The sequence below is a fragment of the Devosia sp. T2-14 genome, from assembly GCF_055397495.1.
On the sequence record NZ_AP027921.1, the window covers coordinates 87,855 to 108,377 of the forward strand.

General features: G+C 62.5%; 22 protein-coding genes. 15 read left to right on the forward strand and 7 right to left on the reverse strand.

Annotated features, from left to right (window positions below; translation table 11 throughout):
- Positions 1-14: 14 nt before the first annotated feature.
- Positions 15-254, forward strand: coding sequence for a hypothetical protein (locus ACZ5WT_RS00445; RefSeq protein ID WP_464285418.1), 240 nt, complete (start codon positions 15-17; stop codon positions 252-254).
- Positions 255-311: 57 nt separating this feature from the next.
- On the opposite strand, the gene ACZ5WT_RS00450 is transcribed toward ACZ5WT_RS00445, so the two are convergent.
- Positions 312-671 (reverse strand): endonuclease domain-containing protein, encoded by a 360-nt coding sequence (locus ACZ5WT_RS00450; protein ID WP_464285419.1) that lies wholly within the window; start codon positions 669-671, stop codon positions 312-314.
- Between the two features lie 425 nt (positions 672-1,096).
- Between ACZ5WT_RS00450 and ACZ5WT_RS00455 the strand changes: the two genes are divergently transcribed.
- From ACZ5WT_RS00455 to ACZ5WT_RS00470, 4 genes are all read left to right on the forward strand, one after another.
- Positions 1,097-1,291 carry a KTSC domain-containing protein gene (locus ACZ5WT_RS00455; protein WP_464285420.1) on the forward strand — a complete coding sequence of 65 codons (195 nt, stop codon included), beginning with the start codon at positions 1,097-1,099 and terminating at the stop codon, positions 1,289-1,291.
- Entirely contained in the window at positions 1,291-3,165 is a 1,875-nt protein-coding gene (locus ACZ5WT_RS00460; RefSeq protein ID WP_464285421.1) for an ATP-dependent nuclease, read from the forward strand. The genes ACZ5WT_RS00455 and ACZ5WT_RS00460 overlap by 1 nt, the downstream gene beginning before the upstream one ends.
- Before the next feature lie 68 nt (positions 3,166-3,233).
- A complete protein-coding gene (locus ACZ5WT_RS00465) occupies positions 3,234-3,590 on the forward strand; it encodes an SH3 domain-containing protein (RefSeq protein WP_464285422.1) in 357 nt (118 codons plus the stop codon).
- A gap of 60 nt (positions 3,591-3,650) precedes the next feature.
- Positions 3,651-4,022, forward strand: coding sequence for a hypothetical protein (locus tag ACZ5WT_RS00470; RefSeq protein ID WP_464285423.1), 372 nt, complete (start codon positions 3,651-3,653; stop codon positions 4,020-4,022).
- A 380-nt stretch (positions 4,023-4,402) separates the two neighbouring features.
- On the opposite strand, the gene ACZ5WT_RS00475 is transcribed toward ACZ5WT_RS00470, so the two are convergent.
- A complete protein-coding gene (locus ACZ5WT_RS00475) occupies positions 4,403-4,861 on the reverse strand; it encodes an Lrp/AsnC family transcriptional regulator (RefSeq protein WP_464287130.1) in 459 nt (152 codons plus the stop codon).
- Between the two features lie 134 nt (positions 4,862-4,995).
- Here ACZ5WT_RS00475 and ACZ5WT_RS00480 point away from each other — a divergent pair, with 134 nt between their 5' ends.
- Entirely contained in the window at positions 4,996-7,371 is a 2,376-nt protein-coding gene (locus ACZ5WT_RS00480; RefSeq protein ID WP_464285424.1) for a transketolase-like TK C-terminal-containing protein, read from the forward strand.
- A gap of 21 nt (positions 7,372-7,392) precedes the next feature.
- Here the strand turns inward: ACZ5WT_RS00480 and hemH are convergent, their stop codons facing one another.
- From hemH to ACZ5WT_RS00495, 3 genes are all read right to left on the reverse strand, one after another.
- Positions 7,393-8,418 (reverse strand): ferrochelatase, encoded by a 1,026-nt coding sequence (hemH, locus tag ACZ5WT_RS00485; RefSeq protein WP_464285425.1) that lies wholly within the window; start codon positions 8,416-8,418, stop codon positions 7,393-7,395.
- An 82-nt stretch (positions 8,419-8,500) separates the two neighbouring features.
- Positions 8,501-10,135, reverse strand: coding sequence for a HoxN/HupN/NixA family nickel/cobalt transporter (locus ACZ5WT_RS00490; protein WP_464285426.1), 1,635 nt, complete (start codon positions 10,133-10,135; stop codon positions 8,501-8,503).
- 9 nt (positions 10,136-10,144) lie between these two features.
- Positions 10,145-11,047, reverse strand: coding sequence for a LysR family transcriptional regulator (locus tag ACZ5WT_RS00495; RefSeq protein ID WP_464285427.1), 903 nt, complete (start codon positions 11,045-11,047; stop codon positions 10,145-10,147).
- A gap of 144 nt (positions 11,048-11,191) precedes the next feature.
- Between ACZ5WT_RS00495 and ACZ5WT_RS00500 the strand changes: the two genes are divergently transcribed.
- On the forward strand, positions 11,192-11,614 hold the full coding sequence (locus ACZ5WT_RS00500; RefSeq protein ID WP_464285428.1) for a hypothetical protein: 423 nt from the start codon (positions 11,192-11,194) through the stop codon (positions 11,612-11,614).
- Between the two features lie 203 nt (positions 11,615-11,817).
- Positions 11,818-12,174 (forward strand): SH3 domain-containing protein, encoded by a 357-nt coding sequence (locus tag ACZ5WT_RS00505; RefSeq protein WP_464285429.1) that lies wholly within the window; start codon positions 11,818-11,820, stop codon positions 12,172-12,174.
- 35 nt (positions 12,175-12,209) lie between these two features.
- On the opposite strand, the gene ACZ5WT_RS00510 is transcribed toward ACZ5WT_RS00505, so the two are convergent.
- Together ACZ5WT_RS00510 and ACZ5WT_RS00515 are read right to left on the reverse strand one after the other, a co-directional pair.
- Positions 12,210-13,154, reverse strand: coding sequence for a DMT family transporter (locus ACZ5WT_RS00510; RefSeq protein ID WP_464285430.1), 945 nt, complete (start codon positions 13,152-13,154; stop codon positions 12,210-12,212).
- A 54-nt stretch (positions 13,155-13,208) separates the two neighbouring features.
- Positions 13,209-13,529, reverse strand: a complete 321-nt coding sequence (locus ACZ5WT_RS00515) for a hypothetical protein (RefSeq protein ID WP_464285431.1) — start codon at positions 13,527-13,529, stop codon at positions 13,209-13,211.
- Between the two features lie 205 nt (positions 13,530-13,734).
- Here ACZ5WT_RS00515 and ACZ5WT_RS00520 point away from each other — a divergent pair, with 205 nt between their 5' ends.
- From ACZ5WT_RS00520 to ACZ5WT_RS00550, 7 genes are all read left to right on the forward strand, one after another.
- Positions 13,735-14,517, forward strand: coding sequence for an SDR family oxidoreductase (locus tag ACZ5WT_RS00520; RefSeq protein WP_464285432.1), 783 nt, complete (start codon positions 13,735-13,737; stop codon positions 14,515-14,517).
- The gene (uvrC, locus tag ACZ5WT_RS00525) at positions 14,514-16,397 is read left to right on the forward strand and encodes an excinuclease ABC subunit UvrC (protein WP_464285433.1); all 1,884 of its coding nucleotides are present in this window, start codon (positions 14,514-14,516) and stop codon (positions 16,395-16,397) included. The genes ACZ5WT_RS00520 and uvrC overlap by 4 nt, the downstream gene beginning before the upstream one ends.
- Before the next feature lie 185 nt (positions 16,398-16,582).
- Positions 16,583-16,936, forward strand: a complete 354-nt coding sequence (locus ACZ5WT_RS00530; protein WP_464285434.1) for a YciI family protein — start codon at positions 16,583-16,585, stop codon at positions 16,934-16,936.
- A 173-nt stretch (positions 16,937-17,109) separates the two neighbouring features.
- Positions 17,110-17,589, forward strand: coding sequence for a pyridoxamine 5'-phosphate oxidase family protein (locus tag ACZ5WT_RS00535; RefSeq protein ID WP_464287131.1), 480 nt, complete (start codon positions 17,110-17,112; stop codon positions 17,587-17,589).
- Positions 17,590-17,684: 95 nt separating this feature from the next.
- Positions 17,685-18,692 (forward strand): ABC transporter ATP-binding protein, encoded by a 1,008-nt coding sequence (locus ACZ5WT_RS00540; protein WP_464285435.1) that lies wholly within the window; start codon positions 17,685-17,687, stop codon positions 18,690-18,692.
- The gene (locus tag ACZ5WT_RS00545; protein WP_464285436.1) at positions 18,689-19,486 is read left to right on the forward strand and encodes an ABC transporter permease; all 798 of its coding nucleotides are present in this window, start codon (positions 18,689-18,691) and stop codon (positions 19,484-19,486) included. The genes ACZ5WT_RS00540 and ACZ5WT_RS00545 overlap by 4 nt, the downstream gene beginning before the upstream one ends.
- 2 nt (positions 19,487-19,488) lie before the next feature.
- Positions 19,489-20,292: an ABC transporter permease gene (locus tag ACZ5WT_RS00550; RefSeq protein ID WP_464285437.1), complete on the forward strand. Its 804-nt coding sequence runs from the start codon at positions 19,489-19,491 to the stop codon at positions 20,290-20,292.
- Positions 20,293-20,523: the final 231 nt, after the last annotated feature.

Genomic DNA, 20,523 nt, shown 5'->3' on the forward strand with positions numbered 1-20,523 from the left:
CCGCTGGGGGCAACATGGACATCGATCTAGCCCGCACCATGGTGCGCACGGCCTTTGAAAGCGGCCGCGCCCTCAGCGCGCTCCTGCCCCTTCTCAAGGCGCAGTTATCTCCCGAAGACTACCAAAGCTGCGCCCACGACCTGGCCGAGGCCATCGACAAAGCCAACACCGCCCTGATCTCCCGAGCCACCAAGGCCCACCCCGAACTGGTAGACGAGATCGACACCGCCCTAACGCAGAACGGGCACTATTAGCGCTCAGTCCCCTGCCAAAGCGAGCCCCGATCTGTCCCTCCCCCTACCAGGGGGAGGCTAGGTGGGGGTCCCCTCCGGCGCCCCCAAAATCCCGACCAGCACCGCAAACACCCCCTCCGGATTGTCCAGCACCTCCGCATTGCTGAACCGCGCCACCCGATAGCCCTGCCCCGCCAGAAACGCCGTCCGCTGCTCATCCCCAACAACACCGGCCTCGGAATAATGACTATCCCCGTCGATCTCGATCACCAGCTTGTCCCGCTTGCTGACGAAATCCACCACAAACGGCCCCATCGGCGCCTGCCGCCGAAAGTGCCAGCCCGCCTCACGCCACGGCTGCAGCACCACCCAGAACCGCCGCTCGGCCGGTGTCTGCTCCCGCCGCCGCGCCCGCGCAAAAGCAATCTGCTCTTTCATCCGCCCCCACCCAACCTCCCCCTGAAAGGGGGAGGAGCCCATCGCGGCCAAACCACCCCACCGCCCATTCGCAGCCGCCCAGACCGCGAGCGCCCCGATCAGTCCCTCCCCCTACCAGGGGGAGGCTACGTGGGGGTCCTCTCAACGTATGCCGGACTCATCGACCACCAGCCGCCCTAACACCCGATGTCATCCCGGCCCTGAGCCGGGATTCATCCTGAGATGATGGGACGCACCCCAGTTACGCGGGAACCGAACACGCTGATATCGAAGCTGGCTAGGCGAAGGAGAAGACATTATGTCAGGACTTGGCTGCCCAGCGGCTCTGCCCGCCGAACACGGGCAACAGAAGGGACCAGTCGGAAAGAACGCCAATCGGCTTGCCAAATCGCGCACCTCCGTTGATATTTCAATTTGGAGGAAAAATGCCTAGCGTCAAATCAAGTGCGATTAGTTTTGTAGATTACAATTATGAATCAAAGGAACTCTATGTAACCTTCAAACAGGGTGCCACATATACATTCTACGGCGTTCCAGCTCAAGTTTACGCTTCACTGATTTCAGCCCGATCAGTCGGGAAATATTATAATGACCACATCAAAGACAGGTACAACCTATAATGCGCTTGTCTAGAATTTCGTTTACAAACTTTCGGTCCTTTCGATCCGAATCCATCGCTCTTTCTGACTATACTGCTTTCGTCGGACCAAATAATTGCGGAAAATCCACGATACTTAGGGCCCTGAACATCTTCTTTGGGGAAGGCGTAAAATCAGGAACCATAAATATTGACGACTTCTCCGTAAATACGGGACTTGAAGATCTAAGTCTTCAATTTGAATTTGAAGATGTCACTGGCGATGCGGCCGCGGAATTGTCGCACTACGTAAGAAACGGGCGCCTTTCATTTGAAATCATCGCCTCCAGAGACGCGAGTGGCGCCGTAACATCAAAGTGCCGAGGGATCCGATACGGGCTGCCACAACTCGCCCCTTTTTTCGCCGGGCTACGGGCGGCCGACCGAAAGCCCATATACGAGGAACTGATTGCAACTGGCACCCCATTGCCCAGGTGGGTAAATTTTGACCAAGCGGAAACCGCCGTTCGCGAATACGAACAACAATTCGCAAGCGACTTTGAGGCGATACCGAGCGAAGAAAACGCCTACGGTGCAACTGGCCCCTTACCGAAATTGCGAAAGTTCCTCGACTGGATCTACGTCCCTGCGGTCAAAGACGCGTCAGCCGAGGCGTCCGAGCAGAGAAACTCAGCATTCTCAAAACTTGTACTGTACGCAGTACGATCAAGAGTGAATTTTGACTCCCAGATAGAGACGATCCGCTCCGAAGCACTAAAGCAATTATCAAAAGTTCTAGAAGAAACCCAGTCCGTGATCGATGAGGTTGGCGGCACTATTGACAAAGAATTCAGATCACTATCAACGACGCATGTGAATGTAGCACTGCAGTGGGACGACACTCACTCAATAGTGCTTCGTGAACCGGCAATTAGGTCAATCTTCAAAGATGGGACGTTTTTGCATTCTCCCGAGAACTTTGGGCACGGAATTCAGCGCACATACATTATGGCGCTTCTGAGCGTGGCAACAAAGGTACAACCACAAGAAAATGGCTTCAAACTAATTCTTGGCATCGAAGAGCCGGAACTATACCAACATCCACCGCAGGCCAAATTCCTTTCAACCGCGCTATCCAAACTTGCTGATGAAGATTCACAAGTTCTTATTACAACTCACAGTCCATATTTTGTAACAGGTAGAAATTTTGAAAGTATAAGGTCGCTCCGAAAATCCGGAAATACAACGAGAGTCCACTCCTGGACGATTGACGAGCAGCGCGCTTATTGCGCGGTTCGAAAAGACATTGAGCCCATCGGCGCCGCTGCCGCACTATCTGGTATGGATCGTTCACTTCAGTCTTCCATAGCCGAGATATTCTTTGCCTCGAAGGTCGTATTGGTGGAAGGCCCCGAAGATGAAGCCATCATTACGGCTTATCTGAAACATCGAGGGATGTACCTCGAGTTCCTAGTGTCCGGCGGTCACATTGTGCCGGTCGGGGGCAAGTCCAAAATGCCGATGCTACTTGCGTTAGCTCGCGGGATGTCCATTGACGTCTTCTGTGTGTTTGATTTCGACATGGACAAGAACGAAGCAAAGCGCGCCAATGGAGACATGATTAGATATGCTGCGGATGCCGACGTAATCATACCAGCAGAGATATCCCAAGACCTCTCTACTTCTAGATTTTTTGCCAGCGTTGAGAATATTCAGTCGAGCATCGCTTCCAGCAACGAGACTTGGACGGAGGTCATGAGGAATATTGCTGAAGAATGGGGATGGGACATTACCAGAATGAACAAGGATCCCATGGTCTTAGAAGAGGCACTGAGCAGAATTCTCGAGACCCACCAAGGGATTACGAGCTTGGATCTACTCACGAATAGTCTTCAACAATTCTGGCGGTCCAACTAGCCAACTCGCCCTGCTCCCCCGCCACACCTCCATGTCACACCGTGCCTACCCCATCGCGAGACCCAAAATTGCGCCCCATCGCCCTAGCCGCCCTGCTCCTCCTCACCGCCGCCCTGCCCGCGCAGGCGCTGACGGTGACCGCGCGGGTGGTCGGGGCCAATCTGGCTGTCCATTCCGGGCCCGGTGATCGCTATGCCGTGGTCGGCGTCATTGCGGATGGCACGGAAATTCCGGTCGATCAGTGCACGCAGAATGACAGCGACTCCCGCCATGGCAGCTGGGGTGGTGCGGGGTATGCGTTGCGCGGGGCCAATGCCAGGCAATGGTGCCGCATTCCCGGTTATGGCTGGGTCGACAAGACCTGGGTGTTTGGCCGTGGCCTCGTCAATGTCACCCCGCCCGACTTTGCCGGGGCGGGCTGGTAGGCGCTTTCTCCCCGCCGCCTGGACCCGGTCTATGCTCTTCGGTTCATCCAGGGAGTGTCCATGCGCGAACGCCATCTCAGCTCAAAATCCATCAACGCCTATAACCGCCTCTCGGTGGACCTGGCCGCGCTCAATTATGTGCTGCGCGTCAGCAAGCCCGCCGGCACGATCAGCGAGGCGAGCCTCATAACGCTCAATGCCGCCATAACAGCCGCCAATCGGCTGTTTAGCCGCGAGGCGGCCCTGCCGCGCTTTGAGCCGATTGATCTGCAGGCCAAGTTTACCGCCGCCGATTTCGCCATTCTGGTCACGCGGCTCAGCGGCGCGGCCGTGACCTTCGAGGAACGCTATCTCCACCTCACCAAGCCGGCCAAGGGCACTTATGTCCATCGCCCGGCGCGCGGCGATGGCCTGCCCTCGCCGCATCGCTAAGCCGGGCAAAAGAACTTATCCCCGCCTGCGGAAGCGCGTGGCACTATCGTTCCATTCCCGCCAGTCGCGCGGCCCCAACGCAGGGCCGGGCGGGAAGACCGGCAGGAGGGGGCGCCCGACTGGGTGGGGGATTTCGTCGCTGGATCCGGCACAGCCGGACAGATGCCGCCTCGGTGGCATTTGCAGCATAGAAGGCGGGGAAAAGCTGTGTTCCCGGCCCGGCAGCCGCACCTGAAACAATGGTCGCGCCTGAACCGAACCCCGCCGAAAACCCGGATCGTGACGGGCGGCCCTTGGCTCCCTCGTACTACCCCGTTGAGTCAACGGCCGCCTGTCACCGCTGAGCAAGGCGTTCGGCGCTTTGCCGCGCCTGCACGTCCCTACAACGGCAGCACCCGCGAATACTTCACCTGCCCCAGCGAAAAGCTGCTCTCGATGGAAGCCACGCCCTCGATCTGCGTCAGCTTCTCGCGCAAAAAGGCCTCATAGGCCGCCAGGTCCGCGCAGACCACGCGCAGCAGGAAATCGAACTGCCCGGTCATCAAATAGCATTCCATCACCTCGGGCCAGCGACTGATCGCGGTCCCGAACGCATCGAGCTGGGGCGCCCGCTGCCGCTCGAGCTTGATCGAGATGAACACCGAAACCGGCAGGCCCACCGCCTTCTGGTCCACCGTGGCGCTATAGGCGGCGATGATCCCCGCCTGCTCCATCTGCCGTATCCGGCGCAGGCAGGGCGAAGCCGATAGCCCCACCCGGTCGGCAATGGCCTGGATGGTCATCCGCCCGTCTTCCTGCAGCGCCCGCAAAATCTTGCGATCCACCGGGGTCAGGTCCATTTTGGAGGTTTTTGCCACTACCGCGCCTCAAACTACGCAAATCCTGCGCCAGATGCACACGATATGGCCAGAATAGGCAAGAAATATCCGGCGGCAAGGCGCACTCTCGATGGGTTGCACGCCGAGGGGGACGCATGAACAAGATTGCCGCAATTGAAGCGCTGACCAAAAAAGCGCTGTGGCTCTCCAACTGGATGATCCATCACGCCAATCACATCCGCCCCAATGTCGATGGGGTCAAGGTCGGCGGCCATCAGGCCAGCTCCGCCTCGATGGCGGCGATCATGGCCGCGCTGTATTTCGGCGTGCTGCGCCCCGAGGACCGCGTTGCCGTCAAGCCGCATGCCGCGCCGGTGTTCCACGCCATCCAGTATCTGTTCGGCAAGCAGACGCTGGAAAAGCTCGAGAATTTCCGCGCCTTCGGCGGCGCGCAGTCCTATCCCAGCCGCACCAAGGATACCGACGACGTCGATATCTCCACCGGCTCGGTCGGCCTCGGCGTCGCCTTCACCGCCTTTGCCAGCCTGATCCAGGATTATGTGCGCGCAAAGCCCTGGGCCGATACCACGCGCCCCGAGGGCCGCATGGTCGCGCTGGTCGGCGATGCCGAGCTCGACGAGGGCAATGTCTACGAATGCCTGCTCGAGGGCTGGAAGCACGGCCTGCGCAACACGTGGTGGGTGATCGACTACAATCGCCAGAGCCTCGATGGCGTGGTCCGCGAGGGGCTCTACGATCGCATCGAAGCCATCTTCCGCGCCTTCGACTGGGAGGTCGTCACCCTCAAATACGGCGCCCTGCAGCGCGCGGCCTTTTCCGAGCCGGGCGGTGACAAGCTCAAGGCGTGGATCGATGCCGCGCCCAATGCCATCTATTCGGCACTGATGTTCCGCGGTGGCGCGGCGTGGCGCGAGCGGTTGCTCGACGAGATCGGCGATCAGGGCCCTCTCACCGCCCTCCTCGCCCGTCGCAGCGATGCCGAACTGGCCGAGCTGATGGCTAATCTCGGCGGCCACTGCATTCCGAGCTTGCTCGAACAGTTCGGGTCAGCCGGCAGCGGCAAGCCCACCGTATTCATCGCCTATACGGTCAAGGGCTGGGCCACGCCATTGGCCGGCCACAAGGACAATCACGCTGGCCAGATGACCGGGGCGCAGATCGATCAATTGCGCCAGTCGATGAATGTCCGCGAGGGCCACGAATGGGACAAGTTCGAAGGCCTCGCCGATCCCCAGGGCATCGAGCGCTTCCTCGCGCAGGTGCCGTTCAACACCACCGAAAGCCGCCGCCTCACCTCGCCCGCCGTTGCCACCATCGGCCCGCAATTCGTCGGCACGGGCATAACATCGACGCAGACGGCCTTCGGCAAGATCCTCGACGCCATCGCCAAGACCGACAGTGATCTGGCCCGCCGCATCATCACCACCTCGCCCGACGTCACCGTCTCGACCAATCTGGGAACGTGGGTCAACCGGCGAAATCTTTACGCCGCCAGCGAAATGGTCGACGTCTTCCAGAAAGAATCTATCCCCAGTGCCCAGAAGTGGCGCTTTACTCCGGAGGGGCAACATCTGGAGCTGGGCATCGCCGAAATGAACCTATTCCTGGCGCTTGGCGCGGCGGGCCTCAGCCATTCCCTGTTCGGGGAGCGCCTGCTGCCCATTGGCACGCTGTACGATCCGTTCATTTCGCGCGGTGCCGATGCGCTCAATTATGCCTGCTATCAGGATGCCCGCTTCCTGCTCGTGGCGACGCCCTCGGGCGTGTCGCTGGCCGGTGAAGGCGGCGCGCACCAGTCCATCGCCTCCCCGCTGATCGGCATGGCGCAGGACGGGCTGGCGAGCTTCGAGCCGGCCTTTGCCGACGAACTCTCCATCATCATGGATTGGGCCTTCGACTATATGCAGCGCTCGGGCGACGCCCGCCCCGACCTTGCCGACTGGCCGCGCGACGTCACCGGCGGCTCGGTCTATCTGCGTCTATCGACCCGCGGCATCGAGCAGCCGCCCCGCAGCGTCGACGCGGCGCTGACCGAAGGCATCATTCGCGGCGCCTACTGGCTGAAAGCCCCGACGCCCGAATGCGAGGTGGTCATCGCCTATCAGGGCGTGCTGGCCAGCGAAGCCATCGAGGCCGCCGCACGAATTGGTGGGGATCGCCGCAATGTCGCGGTGCTGGCCGTCACCTCGGCCGACCGGCTCAACGCGGGCTGGCACGCCTCACAGCGGGCGCGGCTCCACGGCGACACCAACCATGGTAGCCACATCGAAAGCCTGCTGGCGGAAATTCCCAACCGGGCGGGTCTGGTCACGGCCATCGACGCGCATCCGGCCACGCTCGGCTGGCTGGGCAGCGTGCTGGGTCACCGTACCATTACTTTGGGTGTCGAGCATTTCGGCCAGACGGGCACGGTCAACGACCTCTACGCCCATTTCGGCATCGGCGCCGACGCCATCGAGGCGGCGGCGCGGAGTTTCATCATCGGAGCTTACGGTGGCACGCCTTCGTAGTTCGAGGCGTGCAACAGTCCCTTAAATCCAGCCGCTCAGCTCGCGCCGCACCATGGCTTCGATCATGTCCATGCCGGCCGGGCTGTCATTGAGGCACGGGATATAGGCGAACTTATCCCCGCCCGCCTCGATGAACGTATCCTTGCCGCCCATGGCGATCTCTTCCAGCGTCTCGATGCAGTCGGCCGAGAATGCCGGAGCCAGGATCGCCACCTTCTTGATGCCCTTGCCCGGAAGGCTAGCCAGCGTCGTGTCGGTATAGGGCTGCAGCCACTCGGTCGGCCCGAACCGCGACTGGAAGGTCACCATCAGCTTGGATTCGTCCCAGCCGAGATATTCACGAACCAGGCGCGTGGTCTTCTGGCACTGGCAATAATAGGGGTCGCCGCGTTCCAGATATTCCTTCGGCATGCCGTGATAGCTGGTCAGCACGACGTCGGGCTCGAAGTCCAGCGCGGCAACGCCGTCGCGGATCGAATTGCCCAGCGTCTCGATATATTTGGCATCTTCGAAATAGGCCGGTGCCGTGCGGATGGCAGGCTGCCAGCGCATGGTCCGGAGCGCATCGAAGGCCTTGTCATTGGCCGTTGCCGTCGTCGTCGCCGAATATTGCGGATAGAGCGGCACCAGCAGGATCTTCTGGCAGCCCTGCTCGCGCAGCTTTTCCAGCACGCTCTTGGTCGAGGGATTGCCATAGCGCATGGCAAAATCCACGACGATTTCCTCATGCCCGGAAAGCCGCTCGGACAGCGCCTCGGTCTGGGCGCGGGTGATCACGCGCAGCGGGCTTTCATTGCGTTCCTTGTCCCAGATCTGCGCATAGGCATGACCGCTTTTCTGCGGCCGGAAGCTCAGGATCGCGAGATTGAGAATCGGCCACCACAGCCACTTCGGCGTCTCGATGACGCGCGGGTCGCTGAGAAATTCCCCGAGATAGCGTCGCACGCTCCAGTAATCGGTCGCATCTGGAGTCCCCAGATTGAGTAACACGACGCCGATCTTGGGCTTTTTGACGGAGGGATGGTTCGCCGGCAGAGGATTGGACATGAATTGCCAGTTTGGAAGTGTTCTAGGATCGTGGCGCACCATAGTATTTCTCGCGCCATGCGCAAGGCGGCGATGGGTCGCGCTAGAGACTTGCTATGAGGAAAAGCACGCCGAAGGCCAGCACCGCCACGGCGCCCAGCAATTCGAGCCACCACACCACCGAAGCCGTCACCGCATTGTCCGCCCCGCCGATGCGCGCCGCCAGCCCCTTGGCCGACACCGCGACCGTGGCCAGCAGCGCAACGGTAATCGCCGTGCCCAGGCCCATCAGGAACACCGAGGCAATCCCCGCCGCCAGCAGCCCCTGAGACAGGGCAAACACCAGCACGACCAGCGCGCCAGAGCATGGCCGCAGGCCCACCGCCAGCACCACGCTCAACTGTTCGCGCAGGCTCCCGCCCGTCGCGGCCGGCGTAACCACATGCGCGTGGTCGTGGTCGGCATGGTCGTGCCCGTGATCATGTTGATCGTGGTCGCACCCGTCATGATCATGCTTGTGAGCGTGCGCCGGGCTTTCGTGATGATGATGGTGATGCCCCCAGCCAAACAGCTTGCGCGCCACCAGCCACAGCCCCAGCAAGGCCACCATCGCGTAGGACGCAATCCCGATCCAGTTGGCGGCGTCGCCCATGGCGATGCTGGTCATGCCCAGCAGGCCCGCGGCGACCAGCACGAAGGCGATTGCCACCACCGATTGCAGCATGGCCGAGACCACGCTCAGCGATATTCCGCGCCGCAGCTGGCTTTCATTGGCCAACACATAGGACGAAATCACCACCTTGCCGTGGCCCGGTCCGGCGGCATGGAACATGCCATAGAGAAAGCTCAGCCCGCCCAGCACCCAGAATGCGGTCCAATCGCTGCGCAAGGCATCAAGCGCACTGGTCATTGCGCCATAGAAATAGCGCTGCTGATCCTGCAGCCAGCCGAAGAAGCCGGTGCGCGGCAGGTTGAGGCCCGGCTCGGGCGGCGGACCGCCAAAGGGCAGGCTGGGCCGCGCTTCGGCCACTTGCGTCACCGCTTCCAGTGCATTGGCGGGGGCCGGCGCAGGCGCACCGGCACAGCTGAGCGCAATCACACCCTGAGTGCCGCGCATTGCCGCCGCCAGGTCAGGCGGCAGGGCCTCGACCTCCGGCCCCAGTGCATAAAGCCGCTCGCCCAATGCCGGGTCCATCGGCTTGGGTGGCTCGACCACGGCCGAGCACCCATCCGGGGCATTCTCGAGCGTCACATCCGATGCGCCGCCAAAACTGATGGCGACATAGTACTCGGGATCATAGATGCCCAGGTCGAACCGGCCCGCCATCGGCTGGGGGCGCGTGGCATCGACACTGAAGGTCAGCGTGGCGCGGCCGTTCTCATAGACAAAACGCTGGTCGCCGACGGGCGTGAACGCCATCAGCGCGTCATCCTTGCCGGCAAAGGTGTAGAAACCGAATTCGCCGAGGCCCTCCAGGTTCTCGTCGGCCAGCGCCTGCAATTCATCGGGCGTGGTCTGGCCGTCTCCATTGGCGTCGAGACCCTGGATCATCCAGGACGAGAACGGCGCGTCGAACGTCCAGGCATGCCGCAGGCCATTGATGGCGCCGCTATCATCGAAAACAACCGCGACCTTGGCGTCGATCAGGATGTGAGGATGCGCCATGGCGGGTGCGGCCATGGTCAGAATCGTGGCGGCGGCGCCCAACAGGCGGCGTGCAAACAGGCTGAAAATCAAATCGTGCCCCTAGCTGATCGGGTGGATCTGGAACCACTCGACCAGATGATCGATCAGTGCGCGAACCTTGCCGGCCAGATGCCGCCGATGCGGATAGACCGCCTGCAGCGTTTGCCCGGTCGGCAGGTATTCGGACAGCACGGGGACGAGCTCCCCGCTGGTGACCGACGCATCCGCCAGATAGGAGGGCAATACGACAAATCCGAGGCCCATATTGGCGGCCTTGAGCGCCGCCAGGGGCGAATTGACCCGCAACGGCCCATTCACCGGCACCGAAATGGTCTTGCCCTCGTCGTCGACAAACCGCCAGTTGGACTGGCCCTGCAGGTTGACGTCGATGATGCAGGGCAGATGGCGCAGGTCTTCGGGATGCTTGGGCGTGCCGACCTTCTTGAGCAGCTCGGGCGCAGCCCCCACCACCACATGCATGTCGGAAATCTTGCGCGCGATCAGCGAGGAATCCGCCATCGTGGAGATCCGCAGCGCCACGTCGATGCCCTCGTCGACGAGGTCCACATAGCGGTCCTCAAGCCGCAGATCGAGCGTCACCTTGGGGTGCTTGGCCAGATATTCGTAAATCGCGGGCGCCAGCGTGGACTCGCCGAAATTGCGCGGCGCCGAGACCCGCAACAGGCCACGCGGCTCGGCGGTCTGGTCGGTAATGGTCGCGTCGAGGTCGTCCAGTTGCTGCAGCAACGCGCTGGCTTCGCGATAGTAAGCCTCGCCCGCCTCGGTCAGGCTGAGCTTGCGCGTCGTGCGGTTCATCAGCCGCACGCCCAGATAATCTTCGAGATCGGTCACATATTTGCTGAGCAGAGCCTTGGAGCGTCCATGCTGTCTGGCCGCAGCGGAAAATCCGCCAGCATCAAAGACCTGCACGAAGGCGCGGATGCGGGCGAGATCCTGTGTCATGGCACTCCGTTCACGCTAGCGATGTAATGGAGGCATAACTCATCTGTATTGGGCGAACAATAACGCGCCTTGGTGCTTCCACGATTAACGATAGGATAGAAGCGCAATCGACGCGCCGCAGGAGTTCGGACTATTTTCCCACCCATGTCCAGACCATCATCACGTTCCACGCTCTACCGGCTCATCGAAGCTGGCCAGCTTGCGCACAAGGCCTTGCTGCAACCGCTGATGGAACGCGGCCTGGAGCCGGGCGACGACGCCATTCTGTTCGAGTTGGGACGCTCCGGTACAACCGAGGCCAATCTGGCCGCCGAACTGGGCCTCAGCGAGGCGGGCCTGGCGGCGCGGCTCAGCCGCCTCATCGAGCGCGAACTGGTCACCCCACAAGCCGTCGGCCCCGAACTGGCGCCTGGCGTGGCGCTGACCGAACGCGGCCGGCGCATTCGCAATGGCCTTGCCGATCACTGGACCCAGCTCGAAGAAGCCCTGATGGGCGAGCTCAAGCGGAAGCAGCGCAAGAAGTTGGGCGAGCGACTGAAGCGCTTCGTCGACCTGCTGAGCCTCTAAGCCGAAACCTGAAAGCCCCATTCAGCTTGGGTTCATCCGAAAAGGTGTTCTCTACACGTCAACGGGCACTCGCTGCCCAGAGACAAGGAGATCAACGATGACTTTGAGCAAGAAACTCATGGCATCCGGGCTCGCAGCGCTGGTACTGCTCGCGACGTCTGCAGCGGCCATCGGCTCCCGCCTTTGCGACGGGCAACGTCAATGTGCGCTCGGGCCCCGGCACCGGCTATGGCGTCATCGACGTCCTGCGCCGTGGCGAACAGGTAGACGTTCAGCAGTGCCGCGGCAGCTGGTGCTTTGTGGAACGGCGCGGCGTGGATGGCTGGGTCTCTTCCAGCTACCTCAATAGTGGCCGCCCCGGCGGCGGTTGGGATGACGGCTATGGCCGCCCGCCCTACTGGGATCCCACCCCATCGCGTCCACCACACTGGAACCCGCGTCCACCGCGCCCGCCGCACTGGAACCCCGGTCCTCCGCCGCGTCCGCAGCCCTGGCCTCCGAACAATGGCGGCAGCGTCTGCTTCAACGGCCCCAATGGCTACTTCTGCATTGGCAACTAATCGCAACGCCGCCCTCCGGGGCGGCGTTCTCCGTTCTAGTCGCGCCCCGGCAAGGGCGGCTCGACTACGGCCGGTATCCGCCGGATCCTCTCACGCGCCATGACGACGAGGCCTGCCCCCACGATGATGGCGGCACCGATCAGCGAGATCGGATCGATCCAGTGGTTGAACACCACGGCGCTCAATACGATCGCCCAGGGCAACGAGAAATAATTGAACGGCTGCACCACGCTGGCCGGTGCCATCGACAGCGCAAACACCATCAGCCCATGCCCGACACAGGTGGTCACCATGATGGTCGCCACCATCATGAAATCGCCCCAGCCCATCGGCTGCCAGAAGAAAACCCCCACGGCGCCCGACAGCACCAGGCCAACGGTCGCCGTATAAACCAGGCTGGTCGAGGCGCTGTCGAAGCTGCTCACCTTGCGGGTCACCACAATATAGATGGCGTAGAGCGTGGACGAAGCCACCGAATAGAGCACGCCCCAGCTGAGCGGCAGGCCGCCCGGCCGCACCACCACCATGGCGCCGAGAAACCCGATCCCCACCGCCACGAAACGGAACACGCCAACTTTCTCCCCCAGAATGGGGATTGCGAACAGCGTCACCAGCAATGGGTAGATCAGGGTAATGGCTTGCAACTCGCCCAGCGGCACGGTCTGCATCGCCAGGGCGAAGAACCAGATGTCGGCCATCAGCAGCACGCCGCGCAGCACCTGCCACATCGGCTTTCTGGAGGTGAAGGCCTGCCGCAACGGCGCCTGCCGCATCACCAGCAGCAGCGCGAAAGCGGCAAAGCCCCAATAGCGCATCATGGTGATCTGGAACGGCGAATAGGTCTGCACCAGCACCTTGGAGACCGCATCCTGCACGCCGAACACCACGATGGTGATCAGGGTGAGCATGATGGCGCGGCCGATATTATCGGTGCGGGCAGCAGGGGTGGGACTGGACATGTCGGAGGTATCGCTGGGCATGAAAACGCCCCGCCGCACGATGCGCCGGGGCGTTGAATTTGCCTATCGCAAAGTTCAGCTCTTGGCCATTGCCGACTTCACGAGACCCGCGATGGCGGTCAAAATGCCGCCGCCGACCAGGCCGGTAGCGCCCTGCCCGACCAACGCACCCAGGTCGAGGCCGCCAGCGGTGCCCGCTGCCGCAGCAGCGCCGCCAACCATCGAGTCGAGACCCGGAATCATGCTGGCCAGCCAGGTGCCCGCGATGCCGCCGACTGCGCCAACGATGGAGTTGCCCGCAGTGCCGAGATTGAGAGATTTGGCGAGTTGACCGATAACGTTGCCACCGACACCGCCGGCAAGCAGTTGTACGATAAGAGGCACGATAACTTCCATTTACTTCCCCCTCATGGAAAAGCCGCAAGGCCACCAGCCGACCCTACGGTGACACCAGTGAGCCTACGCCCGAACAGGTCGCAACAAAAGGACAACGATACTGCCTGAAACTGTCAGGAGACCGCCCTAAATCCGGGCTGTCCGAGCATTGAAGTGGGCCGCCAAAGCGGCCTATGGTCTCCCACGAGGTTTCCAAGCGTCCAACATGTCGAATCGTCCTGCACCATCGCTCCCTGCCCCCATTGCCCTTGTTACCGGCGCCAGCGACCGGATCGGGGCCGCCATTGCCAAGGCGCTGGCCCATGCCGGGCATGCCGTTGTCATCCACTATCGGTCCAATGGTGAAGGCGCCGAAACGGTTCGCGACGAGATCGTGGCCAATGGCGGACGCGCCGCGGTGCTCCATGCCGATCTCGCCAATCGCAGGGAGCGTGCCACGGTCATTGCCAAGGCCGCCGACTGCTTCGGCCCACTGACCGTACTCATCAACAATGCTTCGACCTTCGAGCCCGACAGCGCCCTCGACGTCGATGAAACTCTGTGGGACCAGCACTTCGCCATCCATGCCGAAGCGCCGATTTTCCTCGCCCGCGACTTTGCTGGCCAGCTGCCGGCTGGTGCCGATGGCAATATTGTTAACTTGGTCGACGAGCGAGTGCTGCATCCGACCCCGGCCTATTTCAGCTACAGCCTCTCGAAGTCCGTGCTCTGGTCGGCCACCCGCACGCTGGCGCAATCACTGGCGCCCGCCATTCGCGTCAATGCCATCGGCCCCGGTCCGGTGCTGCCGCATACCCGCCAGACCCAGGCCGAATTCGATCGCTCGGTCGCGGCCTTGCCACTGCAACGCCACGCCGGTCCGCAGGCCATCGCCGATGGCGTTCTGATGTTGCTCAATACCCCTTCAATGACGGGACAGATGTTGGCGCTCGACGGGGGCGAGCATCTGGAGTATCTCCCCAAGAGCAAACCAACACCCCGCACATGACCGACGACACCACTCCACCGCCCAGCGGACACGAGGTCATCCGCGCCTTCGTGCGAACGCTGCCCGCCGCGCCCGGCGTCTACCGCATGATCGATGCGCAGGGCGAGGTCATGTATGTGGGCAAGGCCCGCAATCTCAAGGCGCGCGTTACCAACTACACCCGGCCCGAAGCCCTCGAGACGCGCCTGCAGCGCATGATCGCCGCCACGGTGACCATGGAATTCGTGCGCACCGAGACCGAGTCCGAGGCGCTGCTGCTCGAAGCCAATCTGATCAAGCGCCTGAAGCCCCGCTTTAACGTGCTGCTGCGCGACGACAAGAGCTTTCCCTATATTCTGATCGCCACCGATCACGAGGCGCCCGAGCTGACCAAGCATCGCGGCACACGGCGGCGCCAGGGGCATTATTTCGGCCCCTTCGCATCGGCGACTGCGGTCGGCCGCACCATTGCCAGCCTGCAAAAAGCGTTCCTGCTGCGCAATTGCTCCGACAGCTTCTACGCCGCCCGCACCCGGCCCTGCCTGCAATTCCAGATCAAGCGCTGCGCTGCCCCCTGCACCCGCGAAATCTCGCTGGAGGGCTATGCCGAGCTGGTCGAGGATGCGCGCCTGTTCCTCTCCGGCAAGTCCAAGGGCGTGCGCGATCATCTGCAGCACGACATGAACCAGGCCGCCGAGCAGCTCGATTTTGAGCGCGCCGCGCTGATCCGCGACCGCCTCTCGGCGCTGGCGCTGATCCAGTCGCAGGGCGATGCCACCGCCAAGTCCGTCGAGGAAGCCGACGTCTTCGCCATCCACCACGAAGGCGGGCAATTCTGCGTGCAGGTGTTCTTCTTCCGCGCCTTTCAGAACTGGGGCAATTACCCCTATCGCCCCCGCGCCGATGCCAGCCTGTCCGATGCCGAAGTGCTCGAGGCCTTTATCGGCCAGTTTTATGAAAACCGCACCCCGGCCCGCCTTGTGCTGATCAGCCACGAACTGGCCGAACACGAGGTGATGGAGGAAGCGCTCTCCACCCGCGCCGGACGTCGCGTCTATATCGAGCAGCCCAAGCGCGGCGAAAAGCGCGACCTGGTCAATCACGCACTCAACAATGCGCGCGAAGCCCTGGGCCGCCAGCTCGCCGAAGGTGCCACCAACCGCACCCTGCTCGAAGGCGTCGCCGAAACCTTTGGTCTGGCCGAGGTGCCGCGCCGCATCGAGGTCTACGACAACTCGCATATTTCGGGCACCAACATGGTCGGCGCCATGGTCGTGGCGGGCGAGGAAGGCTTCTCCAAGAAGCACTACCGCACCTTCAACATCAAATCCGACATCGTCGCCGGCGACGACTTCGGCATGATGCGCGAAGTGCTGACCCGCCGCTTCACCCGCCTCGCCAATGAAAGTGACAACGACGCCGAGGATGAAACCACCGGCATGCCCGACTGGCCTGACGTCGTGATCATCGACGGCGGCGCCGGGCAGATGAGCGCCGTGCGCGGCGTCATCGCCGAGCTCAACCTGCCCAAGGAAGTGACCTTTATCGGCATCGCCAAGGGCGAGGAGCGCGACGCAGGCCGCGAAAAGTTCTTCATGGAGGACCGCGAAGCCTTCATGCTGCCCCACCGCGATCCCGTGCTTTATTACGTCCAGCGCCTGCGCGACGAGGCCCACCGCTTCGCCATCGGCACCCACCGCGCCAAGCGCAAGAAAGAGCAGATCAAGAATCCGCTCGACGAGATCGAAGGCATCGGCCCCGCCCGCAAGCGCGCCCTTCTCAACCATTTCGGTTCCGCCAAGGCAGCTGGCCGCGCCTCGCTGACCGACCTCGAAGCCGTGCCGGGCATTTCCAAGGCCATGGCTCAGCTGGTCTATGACCACTTCAATCGGGCGGGGTAATACCCCCACCTAACCTCCCCTGGTAGGGGGAGGAGCCGATCGCGGTATTTGGCGAGATCCTGCCCCACCCACCAGCCAGTCCCTCCCCCTTCCAGGGGGGGGCCAGGTGGGGGTCACAATGTAGAATCCGTTTGTCGAAACCCGCCGGCCCCGTTCGTCGTCATTGCGAATACCGGAGAAAAGCCATGAAGTTCATCACCTTCGTCACCACCACCAATCCCACAGAAGTCGGCGCGCCACCGCCCGCCCTGATGGAGGCCATCGTCAAGCTCGGCATGGAAGCCGGCTCCCGCATGGTCGATACCGGCGGCATGAGCGACACCGCCAAGGTCCGGATCCGCAGCAAACAGATCCTCACCGACGGCCCCTTTGCCGAAGCCAAGGAAGTCGTGGGCGGCTACGCCATCTACGACCTGCCCACCGAGGCCGAAATGATGGCCTGGACCGAGCGCTTCGCCGCCCTCCACCGCGACCACTGGCCCGAATGGGAAGGCGAAATCACCATCCAGCAGCTGCACAGCTTCAGCATGCCGGGGTAAGGGTTTAGGGGTCGGTGGCTCCTGCCCCCACCTGGCCTCCCCCTTGGTAGGGGCGGTTAGGCGGGGTCCCATCACCCGTTCACATCTTGCTCGCCGGGCAACCACCCGCCGCCCCGCCCGTTTGCAACTCAAACGCACGGAGCTTTGCAATGACCTCAGCCAACAACGACACCATGCCCAAGGGCGAAGCCATCGACCGCATCTGGGAACTGGCGGACAAGATCGACATCTGCATGTTCACCACCTGGGACGGCAAGAACCAGCGCAGCCGGCCAATGTCGGCCCGCCTCCGCCGGGATGAAAACGCCATCTATTTCCTGACCGATCTGGAAGGGCACAAGCTGACCGAGATTGAGCGCTTCCCGACCGTATCGCTGGCCTGGGCCGACAATGGGGGGCACAAATACGCCGTCATCTCGGGCGACGCCGAAGTGTCCGATGACCGCGCCATGATTACCGAGCTGTGGGAGGCCTTCGACAAGGCCTGGTGGGAAGACGCCACCGATCCCCAGATCCGCCTGATCAAGGTGACGCCTGATCACGGCGAGGTATGGGACAGCCCCAACATGGTCGTTGCCGGAGCCAAGATGCTGCTCGCGGCCGTGACCGGCGCCAAGCCCGAAATGGGCGATACGGCCAAGGTGCGGATGTAGCTTTCACCCGCGCCCCGCTGGCGCCATATCCCCTGCCGAACCCCGTGCCGCAGCGCGGACGAATCGGTTAGCGTTCCCCCGACTAGGGGGAAGTCATGTCCGGCATTAGCATTCGCGCCAGCGGGGTCTCCAAGACCTTTCGCCAACTCAAACGTGTCTCCGGACTGGGCGGGGCGATCCGCGGGCTCTTCAGCCGCAGCTATACCGAAGTGCGCGCGGTGGAGGATATCAGCTTCACCATCGCTGCCGGCGAGGCCGTGGGCTATCTCGGCCCCAACGGCGCGGGCAAATCCACCATGATCAAGATGATGACCGGCATCCTGCAGCCGACAGCGGGCGAGCTGTCAGTGCTCGGCCGCAATCCGCACGAGCAGCGCATGATCAATGCCGCCGAAATCGGCGTGGTGTTTGGCCAGCGCAGCCAGCTGTGGTGGGACCTGCCGGTGCGCGACAGCTTCGAGCTCAACCGCCGCATCTACGACATTGCCGATGCCCGCTTTGCCAGCAATCTCGATTATCTCACCACCATGCTGGGCATGGATGGCTACCTCGACCGCCCGGTGCGCCAGCTGAGCCTGGGCCAGCGCATGCGCGCCGAAATCGCCATGGCGCTGCTGCATGATCCCAAGATCCTTTTCCTCGACGAGCCGACCATCGGGCTCGACGTGGTCGCCAAGGATGCCGTGCGCAAATTCCTGTCCGAGGTGAACCGCGAACGCGGCACCACCATCATCCTCACCACGCACGACCTGCAGGATATCGAGGAAATCTGCCCGCGCCTGATCATGGTCGATGACGGCAAGCTGCTGTTCGATGGCGAACTCGTCCGCCTGCGCGCGGCCCTGGGCTCGCGCCGCCGCCTGACGCTGGAATTCGGCGCCGATCCCGGCCCGATCAGCCTGACCACCGCCCGCCTCGTCACCGATGACGGCGCTGCCAAGCACTTCGTGCTCGACAGCGAAGCAACCTCCATCCTCGATGTGCTGACCGAGCTGGGCTCGGGCTATGACCTCAAGGACGTGGCGCTCGAAGAACCCGCCATCGAGGAGGTGATCCGCACCTTCTACCAGCAGAAACCCCAGCTCGCGGCAGCGCGGGCATGAGGGTCACCGCTTACCCCACCTTTACCGCCACCGCGTTCCAGTCGCGGCTGGTCTATCGCAATCAGGTCTGGGCCAGCTGGTTCGGCAAGCTGATCATCAATTTCGCCTATATCGCCGTGTGGTCGGCGGCGTTTGCCGGCGCGGCCAGCGTTGATGGCGTCACCCTGCCCGAAATGATCACCTATGCGATCCTGGCCGGCACGGTGCTCTATTGGAACGTCGAGCGCGTGATCAAGCAGGTCGGCGAGGACGTGCGCACGGGCGATGTCACCATCTATCTGGTCAAGCCGGTCCACTATCCCGGCTATGTGCTGACGACGCATTTCGGTCATTACCTGTTCGAGCAGACCGTCACCACTATTCCGGTCGCCCTGGTCATCGGGGTGGCCGTCGGCCTGCTGCCGCCGGCCAGTGCCTTCCACGGCGCCATGTTCGTGGCCTATTGGGCGATGTCGTGGCTCATGCTGTTCACGCTGGCCACCATGTGCGGACTGCTCGCCTTCTGGCTGATGACGGCCTTTGCGCTGGAATGGCTGCTCAAGGGTGTCATGGCGCTGGCGTCCGGGGCGATCGTGCCCCTGTGGTTCATGCCGCCGGCACTGGCCGCGATCTGCAGCTACCTGCCCTTCGCCTGGGTCAGCTATTATCCGTCGGCGGTCTATCTCGGCAAACTCGACGTCGCCGCCACCTGGACCCATCTGGGGATCGGCCTGCTGTGGCTCGGCCTGCTCGGCGGCTTCACCGGCTGGCTCTGGTCGCAGGCCCGGCATCGTCTCGTTGTGCAGGGGGGCTGACCATGCTGTCGCGAAACCTCGCCGTCATCCCGCATCTGGTCAACATGCATGTACGCACGCGCCTTGAATATCGCGGCGCACTGGTGCTGGGCTGGTTTGCCCAGGGCCTGAGCTACGCCACCAACTACGCGGCCATCGCGCTGATCATCAATCGCTTCGACAATCTGGGCGGCTGGCGCTGGCCCGAAATGGCGCTGCTGCTGTCCTTTCACCTGCTCGCCTATGCCGTCGGCGCCTCGATGAGCTTCACCCAGTTCTACGACCTGGAAGAGAAGGTCCGCCTCGGCACCGTGGACGCGATCCTGGTGAAACCCGTCGGAGCCTGGACCTATCTCGTATTCTCCGGACTCAATGTCGGCTATGGCGGCCACATCATTCTGGCCCTGGGCCTGATGGCCTGGTCGCTGACCCAGGTCTCGGCGGACTGGTCAATTCTCACCGCCCTGTATCTGGTCGCCGTGGTGGCCAGCGCCGCCATGATGACGGCGGCCATCCTCACCATCGTCGGCGCCACCGCGCTGATCTGGGTGCGAGCACAGCATCTCTACGCGATTTTCTTCGGGTTCTGGGAACTGGCGCGCTATCCGATGAGCATTTTCCCGGTGCCGCTGCAGGTGATGATGCTAACCTTTGCGCCGCTGGGCTTCATGGCCTATGTGCCCACCGCCGTGGCCCTGGGCAAACCGGTGCCGCTGCTGGGCGATTGGGCGCCGCTGGCCTCGCTCGCCATCGGCCCGCTCACCGTGCTGCTGGCTGTGGCCTATTGGCGTCACTGCCTGCGCCAATATCAGGGCGCGGGAGGCTAGGCCAAAAGTCAGAGTCGACACGGGCCATTTCCCGCGCTACACATCTCGCCATGATCAACGTCGCCACCTTTTCGTTTTGGTATTTTAGCTATCCGCTCCCGGCGGAGGCTACCGCGCGCTTGATCTGATCTCACAAGATACGACCAAACCCGAAGCCAGCCGCCCGATACTCGAGGCGGCTTTTGTTTTTCTCACTTGCCCGCCTCCCCGAAAATCCCCCGAGGAGACTCC